General features: G+C 55.3%; 10 protein-coding genes and 2 pseudogenes. 2 read left to right on the top strand and 10 right to left on the bottom strand.

Annotated features, from left to right (window positions below; all coding sequences use genetic code 11):
- Nucleotide 1: 1 nt before the first annotated feature.
- The 5 genes from KKO72_RS09360 to KKO72_RS09340 all read right to left on the bottom strand — a co-directional run bounded on the left by KKO72_RS09360 (nucleotide 2) and on the right by KKO72_RS09340 (nucleotide 5,791).
- Nucleotides 2–1,528, bottom strand: a complete 1,527-nt coding sequence (locus KKO72_RS09360) for a TIGR03016 family PEP-CTERM system-associated outer membrane protein (protein ID WP_214937627.1) — start codon at nucleotides 1,526–1,528, stop codon at nucleotides 2–4.
- Complete coding sequence (locus KKO72_RS09355) at nucleotides 1,525–2,448, bottom strand: XrtA-associated tyrosine autokinase (RefSeq protein WP_214937625.1); 924 nt, start codon at nucleotides 2,446–2,448, stop codon at nucleotides 1,525–1,527. The genes KKO72_RS09360 and KKO72_RS09355 overlap by 4 nt, the downstream gene beginning before the upstream one ends.
- A gap of 7 nt (nucleotides 2,449–2,455) precedes the next feature.
- Entirely contained in the window at nucleotides 2,456–4,021 is a 1,566-nt protein-coding gene (locus KKO72_RS09350) for an XrtA system polysaccharide chain length determinant (protein WP_214937622.1), read from the bottom strand.
- 84 nt (nucleotides 4,022–4,105) lie between these two features.
- Nucleotides 4,106–4,684, bottom strand: a complete 579-nt coding sequence (locus KKO72_RS09345) for an XrtA/PEP-CTERM system exopolysaccharide export protein (protein ID WP_214937721.1) — start codon at nucleotides 4,682–4,684, stop codon at nucleotides 4,106–4,108.
- A 213-nt stretch (nucleotides 4,685–4,897) separates the two neighbouring features.
- Nucleotides 4,898–5,791 (bottom strand): ThiF family adenylyltransferase, encoded by an 894-nt coding sequence (locus KKO72_RS09340; RefSeq protein ID WP_214937620.1) that lies wholly within the window; start codon nucleotides 5,789–5,791, stop codon nucleotides 4,898–4,900.
- Nucleotides 5,792–6,096: 305 nt separating this feature from the next.
- Between KKO72_RS09340 and KKO72_RS09335 the strand changes: the two genes are divergently transcribed.
- Entirely contained in the window at nucleotides 6,097–6,855 is a 759-nt protein-coding gene (locus tag KKO72_RS09335; RefSeq protein ID WP_214937619.1) for a PEP-CTERM sorting domain-containing protein, read from the top strand.
- A 192-nt stretch (nucleotides 6,856–7,047) separates the two neighbouring features.
- Nucleotides 7,048–7,407, top strand: a pseudogene (locus tag KKO72_RS20960) (IS3 family transposase); the annotation flags it as partial.
- Between the two features lie 391 nt (nucleotides 7,408–7,798).
- On the opposite strand, the pseudogene KKO72_RS09330 reads toward KKO72_RS20960, so the two are convergent.
- The 5 genes and pseudogenes from KKO72_RS09330 to KKO72_RS09310 form a co-directional block, all read right to left on the bottom strand.
- Nucleotides 7,799–8,665: pseudogene (locus KKO72_RS09330) on the bottom strand (transposase).
- Between the two features lie 364 nt (nucleotides 8,666–9,029).
- Nucleotides 9,030–10,436 carry an ABC transporter permease gene (locus tag KKO72_RS09325; RefSeq protein ID WP_214937617.1) on the bottom strand — a complete coding sequence of 469 codons (1,407 nt, stop codon included), beginning with the start codon at nucleotides 10,434–10,436 and terminating at the stop codon, nucleotides 9,030–9,032.
- Nucleotides 10,433–11,170, bottom strand: coding sequence for an ABC transporter ATP-binding protein (locus KKO72_RS09320; RefSeq protein ID WP_214937615.1), 738 nt, complete (start codon nucleotides 11,168–11,170; stop codon nucleotides 10,433–10,435). The genes KKO72_RS09325 and KKO72_RS09320 overlap by 4 nt, the downstream gene beginning before the upstream one ends.
- 109 nt (nucleotides 11,171–11,279) lie before the next feature.
- Entirely contained in the window at nucleotides 11,280–12,788 is a 1,509-nt protein-coding gene (locus tag KKO72_RS09315) for a CoA-acylating methylmalonate-semialdehyde dehydrogenase (protein ID WP_214937613.1), read from the bottom strand.
- 78 nt (nucleotides 12,789–12,866) lie between these two features.
- On the bottom strand, nucleotides 12,867–14,216 hold the full coding sequence (locus KKO72_RS09310) for an aspartate aminotransferase family protein (RefSeq protein ID WP_214937611.1): 1,350 nt from the start codon (nucleotides 14,214–14,216) through the stop codon (nucleotides 12,867–12,869).
- Nucleotides 14,217–14,286 lie beyond the last annotated feature (70 nt).

The raw sequence follows: 14,286 nt of genomic DNA, 5'->3' as shown, positions 1-14,286 counted from the left end.
GTCAAAACTGAACATTGAGGTTGCCAGTCACCGCGTTTTCGGTGTAGGGGTTGGTGGCGTTGTCAGATACCACCCGGCGCAGGCCCAGTGAAGCTGCTGTTCTTCTGCCAACTTTTCCGGAGATATTGACATGGAACGATCTGAGTGTGGTTTCCTCAGCTGTTGTGGTGCCGGACGTGTCTTGTCGGGATAAAGACACACCCAGCGAATAGTCCGGTGTCAGACGGTGGCTGTAGTTGACGCTGAAGCCGTTCTGGATAACGGTGACCCCATTGGACAAGTTGTCAACGACGCTGGTGACGGTGTCCAGTCGGTTGCTCTCGGTGCGCGATAGCAAAAAAGTGATGGTGTCACGGATACCCAACAGGGCCAATGACAGGTTCTGGCTGCGTTGCACCGAAATCGCTGATGTCAAAAAACCCCCAACGACAGGTGTGTTGGCACTTAGACCATACAACTGTAGCAATGCGTTGACCCTCTGGGCCCGCTCTGTAGCGGAGAGTCCACTGCCTTCCAACTGGCTGTAAAACAAGTCATAAAGGTTGCCAATGGTCCCCACGCCATTCTGATTGGGCGTGGTTGACACATCTTTGCTGTCGGAGAATCGCCAGACGGTGCGGGCACTGCGATGCTCAAGACTCACATTGTGGGTGTTGCCAAAAGAACGTTTGCCGGTCAGTGCGGATAGGCTGGTTCTCTCAGACGGGAACCAGTTGATCCCCACACTGCTGGTACTGTAGTTTTGTTTGTCCAAGCTGCTGTAGTTGTTCGATTCTTGCCCAGCATTGGCAGACAGCTTGACTTGTGGCGAGACCTCGTAGGTCAACCCCAGACTGTAGGTGTCAGTCTCGGTGGTGCGTCCGGCGCTGTAACTGGCTTGTTGGCGAGACAGGTCGGCTGTCCAACCCAGGCTGCGATAAGCCGATGCATTGCTGACCTTGACGACGCTGTTGGTGGTTGCAGTGTCGGAGGCGGTTGCACTGTCGCTAGAACTCACCGCGCGGCTGATACGTGCCTCGTAATTGGCAGCATCACCGAGCCGTCCCTTGACATAGGGTGAGAGGCTGTAGCTGGCCACCTCGGTCCGATTGGCGTTGATGGTCGTATTGTTGTTGGACTGGGTGCCAAAAGCGGAGATGGTTTGTTGTGAGATGTTGCCGCTGAAATCCAGGAAAGCCCAGTTGTCAACCGCCTCGAGGGTGCCAAAGGTGTTGAGTGCGTTCTGGTTGCGACTGGCCGCCGTACCCTGGGCGTAATTGACATGTGTCAGCGAGTAATCGAAATACGTCTTGAGCCTGGCACCATTGATATTGACATGGATGCCTGGGCTGATTTCGGTTATTTGGTCAGACTTGGCAGAGGTACCGCTGAGCGCCACATTGTCCGTTACCGTTTCGTTCACTGTCACGCGTGTAGAGATGGATACCGCTTGCGTGGCCGCACCGGGGGCTGCATCTTGAGCCCAAGCCACAGTCCCAGATAACAGCAACAACGTCGCAAGGGCGGGCGTGACGTGCACGGCGTTCATGCTGCCTGCTCCTCCTGTTTGTCGTGGCCATAACCCGAACCGTACCCATAGCTGTAGCCGTAACCACTTTTGAACAGAGAGCTGGCGCGGTTCAGCAGAAGCAGCTTCACGGGGCAGGCATCAATGGTGGCCAGCGCCTGTTTGACCTCGGACTGTAGCGTCTTGCCAGCATGCACCACCGCCACAATTTGGCCCATGTGCGTCGCTAAGACGCGAGCTTCGGTGGTTATCAACAGCGGCGGTGAATCAAAAATGATGATCCGGTCCGGGTAGCGTGCTGCCATATCCTCGAGTAGCCTAACCATGGCGTCGCTGGCCAGCAATTCGGTAGCGCGTGGGTGTGGCGTGCCACTGGGAAGAATGGTCAGTTTCTCGACGTTGGTCTTGAGCAAGACCGACGACATGTCCAGCTTGTCATCCAATACCAGATCAAGCAAGCCTGGACCATCGGGCAGGCCCAGCATGCGCATGACCGATGGACGCGCCACATCGGCATCCACCAGCATCACGGTGTTGTCCAATTCTGTGGCAATACTCATGGCCAGATTGATCGAGGTGAAGCTCTTTCCCTCGCCGGGCAAAGCGCTGGTGACCATGATCAGATTGCCATTGGCAATGATCGATGCACCTTTACCCATCGCGTTTTTGATCAGCGGTCGTTTGATCACACGGTATTGATCTGCAATCTCGGAGCGTGCCGAGCTAGGGTTGATAAATCCTGCGTGGGTCAGTGCGTGCAAGTCCAAGTCGATCCGCCGCGATGTGGCTACTGGCTCAGGAGGCTTTGGTGTAGCAGTGGGCAATTCTGCTCCCGCCATTGGATAACTTGGTGTAGCTACAGTGACTGTGGCTGGCATCTCCACACCCGCTTGCCGCAATTGTTCCAGCCGTCGGGCTGCCTGTTCAATCAAGCTACTCATAGGTCATTCATCCTGCTTGGTTGGACATCAGGAACAGCGCAGCCATTCCGAGACCGAACACAACTACCAGGCCCCCGGTAGCGGCTAAAAATTTCACCAGCTCAGACTTGCGCCGTTGTGCACTGCCATCATCGACCAGCAGGGATACCACCCCCAGCAAGGGCAAGCCTATGGAGTCACTCATAGCGTTGGCATCGTAAAACACAGCTCGGATCTGACCCAGCAGGAACGTCACACCCAAGCCAGCCGCCAAGGCTGCCAGCAATGCCAGCGGCATCAATAACAGACGGTTCGGTGCCACTGGTTTTGGCGATGCGCGAGGTGGATCAATCAGACGGAAATCGGCCACGCCAGTGGCATTGTCTAGGTCGCCCGACATGGTGGCTGATTCACGTCGTGACACCAAGTCGTTGTAGTTTTTTTTATTGATCTCGTAGTCGCGGTTGAGTTGGGCAAATTCTGCTTCGATCTGTGGAGCGGTTTTCATGGCCTCGCGTGCCTTGGCATATCGTGCTTCATATTCAGCTACACGCGCCCTCAGAGAGGCGACCTGTACTTCAGATGTAGCCATCACTCGACTCAGTTCCTGAGATGCTAGTGTATTGTTGGAGGGTGCAGCAGCGGGATTCGCCAAAGCGGCTTTGCGTAACTCCTGGATTTCCTTGCGCTTCTGGTCTTCCAGGTCTTTGATCAGACGCCGCGCACCCACCACATCGGGGTGTTGCTCGGTGAAACGCTGTAGCAGAGCGTCTAGATTGCGTTTTTGGGTATCAATACGTGAATCAATCTCCGGCGTGGAAATCGAGGCTGAAGTATCAGACATCAAGTTTTTCGAGTTGGCTGCACGCTCTGAGTCCAGCTGCTTTTTCGCAGCATCCCGTGCGTTTTCAGCTTCACGCAACTCCAGTCGGGCTTGCCGCAGCTGCTCTGAAATGGCTCCTAACTGCCCGGCCATGTCTCGCCCTTCAGTGGTCTGAAGGTCAATGTTGCGCAGCTTGAATTCCTTGAGCCGCGCCTCGGCCTCTTCCAGCTTAGTCACATAGGTCTTAATTTGTTCCTCGATAAATTTTTTGGCGGTGTCCGAGTCTTGTCTCGAGCTGCCCATGCTGGACTCCACAAAAATCGAGACCAAGGACTGCACCACTTTCTTTGCCTTGTCAGGATCTGTGTCTCGATACGCCAGGGTATAGATGTTGTCGCGGCCCACATTCTTGATTTCCAGCGTCTTCGTCACTCGATCAATCAGCGCCTCTTGTTCGGATTTGGATGCGTTGCCCAAGTCTAAGTCGGCCATGCGGATCAACTTTTCGACATTGGGGCGGGTGATCAGCGTGCGACTGAGCATCATCACTTGCTGCTCGACATTGGGTTGCACAGCCAGACCCGACATCAAAGGCTTCAGAATCGACTGTGTATCCACGTAAATACGTGCACTGGCTTCATATTTGTCAGGCACAGCCATCACGCCTATCGCACCGACGACGGCCACCAGCCAGGCTGCGATCAGACCGCGCCAGCGGTGTTTCCACATGCCCCGGGCTATAGTTGTTACCTGACTAATCAACTCATCCATGGGGGAGGTTCTTGTAAATCAAAAGGACATTCAAACTGAAGTCTGACGAGGCTCAAGCAGAGCCAAGCAGAATGGACAAAAAAATTAGAACCAACCCTGGGGAATGATCAGCACATCACCTGGTTTCATCTCGACATTGGCGGAGATGTCGCCGCGTTTGATCAGGTCTTTGAGGCGCACTGAGTAACGCTTGTCACCATCAGCGGCACGGGTGATCGAGGCGCCGTTTCCATCCGCAAAGTCGGTCAGGCCGCCCACGGCGATCATCACGTCAAGCAACGTCATCTTTTGTTTGTAGGGCAAAGCCTGTGGTTTGGCCGCTTCTCCGACAACACGAATTTGCTCGCTGTAGGGCCCAATGAACCCCGTCACGATCACTGTCACAACTGGATCACGCACCAGTTTGCTCAACGCCTTTTCAACATCGCGTGCAATTTCTGTGGATGTTTTTCCCTGCACCACCAGTTCATCTACCAGTGGCGTTGCCAACTTGCCATCTGGCCGAACAGGTACCGACATGGACAACTCTGGGTTGCGCCAGACGATGATGTTGAGGTTGTCGCCTGGGCCTACGATGTAGTTGTAGTCTGGTGTGGCTGCAATGGAGGGGGCAGGAGGGTAGTTGCCCCCGGTGGCACAGCCAGCCAGCAACACCGCAGCCATGCCAGCGGTAGCGAGGCGACCAATATGTGTCAAGATTGATGTGTCGGAAAAGAAGCTGTTCAAGATAAATCCCCTGGGTGATGCCAATGCAAGACGCGAGAAACAGTGAAGACCAATATTAAAGCAATATAGCGCATTATTGATGCAAGTCTGCGTCAGAAAACAAATCAGTTGTGGCGCTGTCTTGCCAAGGAAACGAATTGTCCTGGGTGACTAACGATTGGATGGCTTTCCGCGCAATTTGGGTCTGATGAATTTCAGAAGCAATTGCTGGACTGGATTGGCGTTGCCAAAGGGCCGCCACGTGTGTTTTAGTCTCTGGTGATACGCGTCAAAATGCATGCCCCAAGGGGCCGCTTTAATTTCTCCGCGTTGGAGTAAGATTTTGAGCACGTTAGTGCCCATTACACCGGCGCACAGGTCGCACGCCATGATGGTGGAAGGACCACGCTTTTCCTGGAAGTTCACGGACTCAGGGGCAACCAGGTAGTCACGATTCATCATAGCGGGGGATAGACCCGCTATGAAACGCGCGTACTGCTCTTGGGGTTCATGTCCTTTAACCTTGAAATAGTCTTCGAAACTCATGCCATTGGGGCTGAAGTAAAGAAAAGCGACACCCATGCCAAGAGGTGCGGCGGTGAGCGCAGGGATGCCTTTCTCTCGGCACTTGGCAAAGACCATGCGTCGCGCTGGCAGGGCAAAGAAGTCCAGCCCATCCACATACACATCTACATCCTTCAGAAATTCGTCCACGTTTTCGGTTGTCACGCCTTGACTAAACAATCGAAGATCCACCTCGGGGTTGATGTCGCGAGCCAACTGAGCAATGGTGTCAATTTTGGGCTGCCCCATGAAGGGCATGAAGGCGCCAGCCTGGCGATTCATGTTGTGAACATCAAAGTCGTCAAAGTCGGCGATGTTGAAATGAGAAAGGCCCAGGCGGGCAAGTGTTAGAAGGTGTGCGCCGCCTACACCACCCAAGCCTGCGATGGCGACGCGACTTTGGCGTAGTTGTGTTTGCTCGGCCACTGTGACCCAGCCGATGTTGCGAGAGAAAGCCTTTGTGTAATCAAAAACTGGCGCTGCGCCCGGAAGACTTGCCATACAAAACCGCTCCAATATCAACAAGTTGAGACGCCAATGGAATGCTACGCTTGATCGATCTTCTACAGCAACCTGGTTTATGCGCAGTATGGGCTGTAGCGTCTTGTGAAGGTCGTCATTGAGGTTTGCTGATCATCTTGTCTTGAAATTCTGTCGGATTTTTTTACAAAAAGTGGTTGAGCTCTTGCAGAGATCTCTGTAACTATTTGATTTTCATAGGTATTCAATTGTTGGCACACATTCTGCTTATGCTAGTGCATCCAGGAAGTCCTGGGCTGGACTAAACCATTCACACGGAGTTTATTATGAAAAAATCTCTTATCTCGCTAGGTCTGGCCGCAGTGCTCGGCTTGGCAAGTGCGTCAGCATCTGCATCTGCAATCAATGTTGGTGGTGTTGTCTGGGACCCGGACAGTGCGCAAAGTTTGCCTTCGCTTATTGACTTTAAGTCTTTTGGTTCCTTGTTCGAAACCGGGGTGAATACTGAACAGGGACTTACATCTGTTACTGGTTGGGGTCAAGTTGAGCGGATGAATAGCTCAGTGAATAATCAGAGTAGTTTTGTCCCGGGTGGCGAACTGACTTTTACATTTACGATGGATCTCGTGTCGCTTTTGCCGAACCCCATAACGGGGAAAATCGATTTTTCCTTCAATAATTTGCTGGTGAATATCTTTATTGATAATACGCCAAACTACATTGGTGACTATGCTACATCCTCTGATGGGAATCTTTGGTTGAGTTTAGTAGGCAAGGGTAATCTGAGCGGGGAAGGATCCAACATCGGAACCGGTAGTGATTCTGGATCTGGTTCAGCGTTGCTCGATGTGGTGGGCGGACTCGCGGCCGAAAACTTTGACACTAATAGTCGTCTCAATGGAGCAGATTTTGTATTTTCATCTTCGTTCCAACCTGCTGGTTACCAGGAAAACGGTCGCGATATCTTGTCAGGGACGTTTGACTTGACTGGCAATTCTATTCCCGAGCCAGGCTCTTTGGCCTTGTTAGGTTTAGGTTTGGCAGGTTTGGGGTTGGTCAAACGTCGCCGCATGGCAACAAAGTAAACCGTCAAAGATTGATGAATTTCTTGACGGAATACCTTAGGCGTATTGCCAGTCAGTTGAGCATTCCGTAGCGGGTAGTGAAAAAGGGACGTATTCATTGCGTCCCTTTTTTTCGTGTAGTAGCAAGCCCAGTTGACCCTACTGAGTTGCTTCGGTTTTTGAGGAGGCTTCACACTTTGAGAAGATGGAGTCATGAGCAGGAAATTAAACCGCTTTTCCCCCGAGGTAAGCGAGCGCGCCGTACGCATGGTGCAGGAACTCCTTGGCGAATATGCATCCCTGTGGGTAGCCATTGAGTCCATTGCCCCAAGATCGGTTGCGTACTCCAAACCCTACATGAATGGGTTCGCAAAAAAGAAATTGACACTGGCTGCGCGATGGCGTCACTACGGTTGAACACCAGCGCGGCAAAGAGTTGGAATGAGAGAACATGGAACAGCGCTGAGCCAACGAAATCCCGCAGCTGGCCAGCGCTTTTTTGACCGCCCGAATCGACCACCGATTGAAGTCTTGAAAGACTTTGTGGGCCAGCACCGCCATACTACGGAGTTGTAGTCGATCTGCAAGGTCTTGCAGATCGCCCCGTCAGGCTACCGCCGCCATGCATCTGCGTACGGACCTTGTACTGGACGCGCTGGAGCGGGCTTAGTATGACTGTTAGCTAGATGCGAATGCCTTGATCCATCACTCAGGCAGTACCAGTAACAGTACCAGTTGTACCTGGACTGTGGGTATAACACAGCGATAGACCAATCGGGTTGGTGCTGCGAATTGCCCTGGTGGCTTGAACCGGGAGTGTCTAAGTTTTTGTGTGTGAAGCGGGAATGCTTGCCCACAGTATTGGGCAGTCGGCTTTCATCTGAATGAACTTGGTTGGTTAGGCGGTTTCAGAAAGGATCGCAAACTGGTTCATGGCCCTCTTCCAGTCCCGTGCTGGGCGATCCTAGTCGTCGATGATGTCGCGCAAGGCAAGCCAGATCAATTTTGAAGCGGCATCGTTCGAAGGGAAGTGTCCGCGCGTCTTAATGGTTTTGCGCAGTCTGGCGGGGATTCAAAGAAGGGTGTCAGACGTGTCTAGTTGCGCGCCAGGACTGGCCAATCGGGGCGAAGGATGCATCCCATTTGGCTTCAAACTCTGTGGGCCGGAGCAGGGCTTCATCCTGGGTCACAGCCGTGTCAATCAGTCGCAAATCGGAAGCCGCTTCCTTGCTCTGTTTCCATTCAGGCTGTGGCGTACCACTGCATCCTCGCGAATCTTGACCCGTAAGGCATCAAGGAATACGACCGGATACTTGGCCCCCAGGGGGCGTACCTGCCAGGCCGTGACTTCGCTCATCACCGCATCCGTGACCGAACTGATGAACTCAAGCGAGACCTCGGTGGCGTAATACTCAACCAGAAAGTCCTGTATCTCGTGCACTATCATGCCACGTGCATACATGGCCACGATCTTGTCGTCAAAGCCCGTGAAGCGGCGTTCGTGTTTGGCGATGAGCAAGGGCTCGAAACTGCCCGCATGGTCGCGCGGGAATTCGATGCGCAGGGGGCCGTCTTCGGTCAGGCCGGTCTTGGCGGCGGTGCCATTGCGATGATTGCTCATCTCAATGGGTTTTTCTGTGCTAAGCACATAGCCCAGGTGGTCGGTGAGTTCGGCACCTGAAGCACGCTCGATCAGTGCCTTCTTGAAGGCCATGGAGGCAGTATTCACCGCCTGTGCGCTCATTGGGCCACTGGCAAACCGGTCAATGAGTTCTTTTGGTATGGCCTGCTGCGCCTGTGCGGCCTTGTCATTGTTCGGCTTGTTCGGCATTCATGCTCCTTGGTGACAAGGCATGCCTCACTCCGATCGACCTCCATGTCTTTCCTCAGACCTGTCGGTCACTCGAGATCATCTGGCAGCGGAGTTTTGCTATCGAGTCGCACCCAGCCCTCCAGCGTCTGTTTGGATACACACAATATCTTGGCCGTGGCAGCGGTCGCCTGGTCAATATTGACCAACCATACGGCTTCCATCTTGGATTCCAGCGTGTACGGTGCCCGTCGTTTCAATTCGCCTATCTCTCTAAACTAAAGCCTAAAGCGGATTTTTACCCATCAGCTATGGAGTACGTTTATCGGCGGAAAGGTCAGGTTGACTTAGCGGTAGCGTCACCTAAAGCTAGCTAGCCGCAGCTTTACACATGCCGCAGCGCATCCACAATTTTCAGATCAGCCGCACGATATGCTGGCCACCAGGCGGAGAGTACTGCAATCACCATCAAACCGATGGTTGTCCCGACGATCATCCGTGTTTCACCTATAACAGTGATCGTTAGCGGCAGCGGTTCTACATTGCCTGGTGGTAGCCAGTCCAGACTAGACTGGTTGACTAGGGCCGCCAGCATCAGTGCTATCAGAACCCCTAGCACCGCACCGCACAGCCCAATAAGTGCACCTTCGGTAACAAACAGGCCCCGGATGCCTGAGCGGCGCAGACCAATCGCTCTAAGCGTACCTATCTCCACAGTGCGTTCCACCACCGCCGTGTTCATGGTGTTGCTGACTGTGAACAGCACAATGCCACCTATCAGAATGAAAACAAAGCCAAAAATGGTGTCAAACATGCGGATGGTCTGTACATAAAACGGGTTCAGGGTGCGAAAGTCAAGCACAGCCAGCGGCTGGTTGACGGAAAACTTGGCCAGAATGGGCGTTAAGCGTTCCGTGGCGGCCGGAATCTGGTCTGAGTGGCGCAACTGAAGCATGATGGATGTGGCTTTGGGGGCGGATGATCCGTACATCAGCTTCTGGATGTGTGGGAACTGCATGATCATGTACACCTCATCCAGCTCTTTGATACCTTGTTCTTGGGCTTTGATGACTTCAACAGCGGTGACATTTGGCGCGCCACCTGCGTTGACCACCAAAACATCAAGCCTCCGGGCGGTGGGGGCAGATTTGCCTTGGCCAATTGAGGCGTCGGCGGCGTCTTGCTGGCTGAGTGTTGCAATGTCGTCTGGTACACCTGCGCTGGCTGGCTTAGCATCACTTTGGGGTTTGGGGCAGTTGTCTATATGGAGGGCGTCACACAATTGCAGCACCCGGGCCACGCCTATGCCGACAATGGCGGCATCTTCAGCTGCACCCTCCAGAACAAAGGGTGGCTCCTTCTTTTTGACATCAAAGTCATTCCACTCGTGCATGCGGTTAATGTCTTGGGCGACAAACCCGTTACCAATAATGGTGCGCGATACGTTGGCAGCATAATTGCCAGCAATGCCGCCAAATTGCAATGTGGGGGAGGCAACCAGCACCATGTCGCGCAACACTTCGTCGGCCTGGATCGCTTTGATCAGTTCTTGGTAGTTGTTGATACCGTAGGCACTTGGGTTGCCGTTGCCGTACTGGTAAAAGTCACGGTGCTGGATCTGCAGGTGCCCGCCTGTGCGCACGTGGTGGGTGTGCATCATGTAGTTGATATTTGCACTAAAACCCCCAAACAGCAAAATCGACGTTGACCCAATTGCCATCGCCAGCAAGGTGGCCAGTGATCTGCGCCTGTTGCGCAGCAGGTTGCGCACAGCCAGGGACAAGGTCATCATGTCGAAGTCTCCATGTCTTTGCGTTTGATGCCGCGGATACGACCATCCTTCAAGAAGATCGTGTCATCGGCGGCACTGATTACGTCGGAGTCATGCGACGAAAAGATGAACGAGATCTTGAAGCGGTCCACCATGCGGCGCATCAGGCTAAGGATGGCCGCGCCAGTTTCGCTGTCGAGGTTGGCAGTGGGTTCATCGGCGATCACCAGTTTGGGTTTGCGGACCAGGGCGCGGGCAATGGCCACACGCTGGCGCTGCCCACCCGAGAGCTGGCCGGGCAGGTGGTGCGCCTTGTCGGCCAGACCGACAGCTTCGAGCAGTTTGGGCACGCGGTCGGCGCGGGTCTTGGCCGTGGCGCCGGTCAGCAGCAGCGGGTACTCGATGTTTTCGTAGGCGCTCAGCACCGGCAGCAGGTTGAAGTTCTGGAAGATGAAGCCGATGTTCTTGGCGCGAAAGTCTGACAAGTCGTCGTCAGACAGTTCGCCCACCTTGCAACCGGCCACCATGACTTCACCAGCATCCGGCTTGTCGATACAACCAAACATGTTGAGTAATGTGGTCTTGCCGCTGCCCGACGGCCCGAGTAACACGGTGAAGCAGGCCGGGCGCACCAAAATGTCGACACCCTTGATCACCGGCACACTTACCGAGTCCATGTGGTAGGTTTTTTCCACCCGGGTCAGCAAGGCCACCGGCCCCTGAAACGGTGTGTTGTCTGGCTCTTTGTCGCTCATGTCTTGCCCTGCATCCTTCGGCCGCGTGAGCCAAGCTGTTGAAAGATTGCACCCTCAGGTGCCTGACGCCAATTATTACCCTAACCGGCGCCAGTGAGGCAAGCAGAAACTATCGGCTGCTCGGGAAGCTGAATACCGTGCCTTCACGTACCCCGGCGCTGGGCCAGCGCTGGGTGATGGTCTTGCGTTTGGTATAGAAGCGCACCGCGTCCGGGCCGTAGGCGTGTAAATCACCAAACAGGCTGCGTTTCCAGCCGCCAAACGAGTGGTAAGCCACCGGCACCGGCAGCGGCACATTCACCCCCACCATGCCGACCTGGATGTTGTCGGTGAAATAACGCGCGGCTTCACCGTCGCGGGTGAAGATGCAGGTGCCGTTGCCGTACTCGTGGGCGTCGATCAGGTCCATGGCGTCCTGCAGGGACTTCACGCGTACCACACCGAGCACCGGTCCAAATATTTCTTCCTGGTAAATGGTCATGCCGGGTTTGACGTTGTCAAACAGGCAGGGGCCCATAAAGTAACCAGCGGCATGACCCGCCACTTGAACGCCACGGCCATCCACAAGCAGGGTAGCGCCTTCTTTGACACCCTGGTTCACATAGGCTGTCACCTTCTCGAAGTGCGTCCTGGTCACCAGCGGACCCATGTCGCTGCTGGCGTCGGAGCCGGGGCCAACTTTCATCTTGGCGATCTCGGTCTTCAGACCTGCTATCACTGCCTCAGCCGTATCGTCACCCACGGCCACCACGAGCGGGATCGCCATACAACGCTCACCACAGGAGCCAAAAGCAGCCCCCATGAGGGCGTTGACCGCATTGCCGATGTCGGCGTCGGGCATCAACACCGCGTGGTTTTTGGCACCGCCCAGTGCCTGCACCCGTTTGCCGTGTTTGCAGCCCTCAGAATAGATGTATTCGGCAATCGGTGTGGAGCCCACAAAACTCACCGCCTTGACACGTGGGTCTTGCAGCAAGGTGTCCACCGCTTCCTTGTCACCGTGAACCACGTTGAGCACACCCGGCGGCAGACCGGCTTGTAACGCCAGTTCGGCCACGCGCAGGGTCGAGCTGGGGTCGCGCTCGGAGGGTTTGAGCACAAAGGTGTTGCCGCAGGCCACTGCCAGCGGCCACATCCACAGCGGCACCATGGCCGGGAAATTGAACGGGGTGATGCCAGCGGTGACACCCAATGCCTGGAACTCGCTCCAGCTGTCGATGGCAGGACCAACGTTTTTGCTGTGTTCACCCTTGAGTAATTCGGGCGCATAAGACGCGTATTCGACGTTTTCGATGCCGCGTTGCAACTCACCAAAGGCGTCGCTTAGCACCTTGCCGTGCTCGGCGGTGATCAGGGCGCAGAGTTCGTCGGCGTGTTGCTCCAGCAGTTCTTTGAGCTTGCTCATGACGCGCGCGCGTTTGAGCGGAGGTGTGTTGCGCCAGGCCGGGAAAGCCGCCTGCGCGCTGGCAATCGCCTGCTCCACGGTGAGTTTGTCGGCCAGCAACACCTGCTTTTCAACCTGCCCGGTGGCGGGGTTGAACACGTCGGCGCTGCGGCTGCCGCCTGAAACCAACTGGCCGTTGATCAAGTGCTGAATGGTGGGGAGGGATTTGGTCATGTTGTATGCAAAATAATGAGAAAACAGGCTGTAGCCCTCATTTAATAAGGACTGCCAGCTATCAGAAATGTAACAAGCTCAAGCAGTGGCGTTGAGGCATTCACCGAGTGCATTGACCAGGCTGTCGATCTGCTCGGGCGTGCTGATGAAGGGGGGTGCCAGTTGGATGGTATCGCCGCCGTAACGCACGTAAAAACCCTTCTTGAGCATCGCCATCGCCACCTCGTAAGGCCGCTTGGCGGGTTCACCGGGCAAGGACGCGATGGTGAAACCTGCAGCCAAGCCCAGGTTGCGGATGTCGGCCACGTGTTTGGCGCTGCGCAGGCTGTGCACGGCATTTTCAAAATGTGGTGCCAGCGACTTCACACGGTCAATCATGTTCTCGCGCACCAGGATGTCCAGGGTGGCCAGGCCTACCGCGCAGGGCACCGGGTGTGCCGAGTAGGTGTAACCATGGGCAAATTCGAGCATGTACTCCGGGCCGCCAGCGGCCATGAAGGTGTCGTAGATTTCCTTGCTGGCCATCACCACACCCAGCGGCTGGGCGCCGTTGGTGATCTGTTTGGCGGCGTTCAGGATGTCGGGTGTCACGCCAAAGTACTCGGCGCCGGTGTAGGCACCCAGGCGGCCAAAACCGGTGATCACTTCGTCAAATATCAGCAGGATATTGTTGGCGGTGCAGATCTCGCGCAGGCGTTTGAGGTAACCCTTGGGCGGCACCACCACACCGGCCGAGCCCGACATCGGCTCGACGATGACAGCGGCGATGTTGGACGCGTCATGCAGGGTTATCAGCTTGAGCAGGTCGTCGGCCAGGTCAGCGCCTTGCTCCGGACAACCCTTGAAAAACGAGCCAACGGGTGGCTGGGTGTGGGGCAGGTGGTCCGCCGCAATGCCCTGGCCAAAGGTCTTGCGGTTGCCGCCAATACCACCGACCGAAATGCCGCCAAAGTTGACGCCGTGGTAACCCTTTTCGCGGCCAATCAGCAGGCTTTTGCTGCTTTGACCCTTGGCGCGCCAGTAAGCACGCGCCAGTTTGAGCGAGGTGTCGGCCGATTCGGAGCCGGAGCCGGTGAAAAACGCGTAGTCCAGCCCGTCAGGCGTGAGTTCCTTGAGTTTGTTGGCCAGGGCAAACGACAGCGGGTGGCCAAACTGGAAGGCGGGTGAGTAGTCCAGCGTGGCCAGTTGGTTGCGCGCGGCTTCCACAATCTCGGCGCGGCCATGGCCAAGGCCGGAGCACCACAGGCCCGACAGACCGTCAAAAATCTTGCGACCGTCGCTGTCAAAGTAATAACAACCTTCGGCGCGGGTGATCATGCGCGGCGCCGCCTTGAAGTTGCGGTTGGCGGTGAACGGCATCCAGTGCGCGTCGAGCCAGGCGGCGTCCAGTCGTGGTTGAGCCAGAGCTTTGCTGTCGGTCAGGTCCATGGTGATTCCTTGTGGTTGTGCGTGTTTTGGTGCTTGGTGAGGCGTGGCAACAGAAATAAAGCAAGGATTG

The sequence above is a fragment of the Rhodoferax sp. U11-2br genome (assembly GCF_018619435.1).
Taxonomy (GTDB): domain Bacteria; phylum Pseudomonadota; class Gammaproteobacteria; order Burkholderiales; family Burkholderiaceae_C; genus Rhodoferax.
The sequence above is the reverse complement of the archived record's forward strand: the minus strand, read 5'-3'. Positions and strand labels throughout refer to the sequence as shown.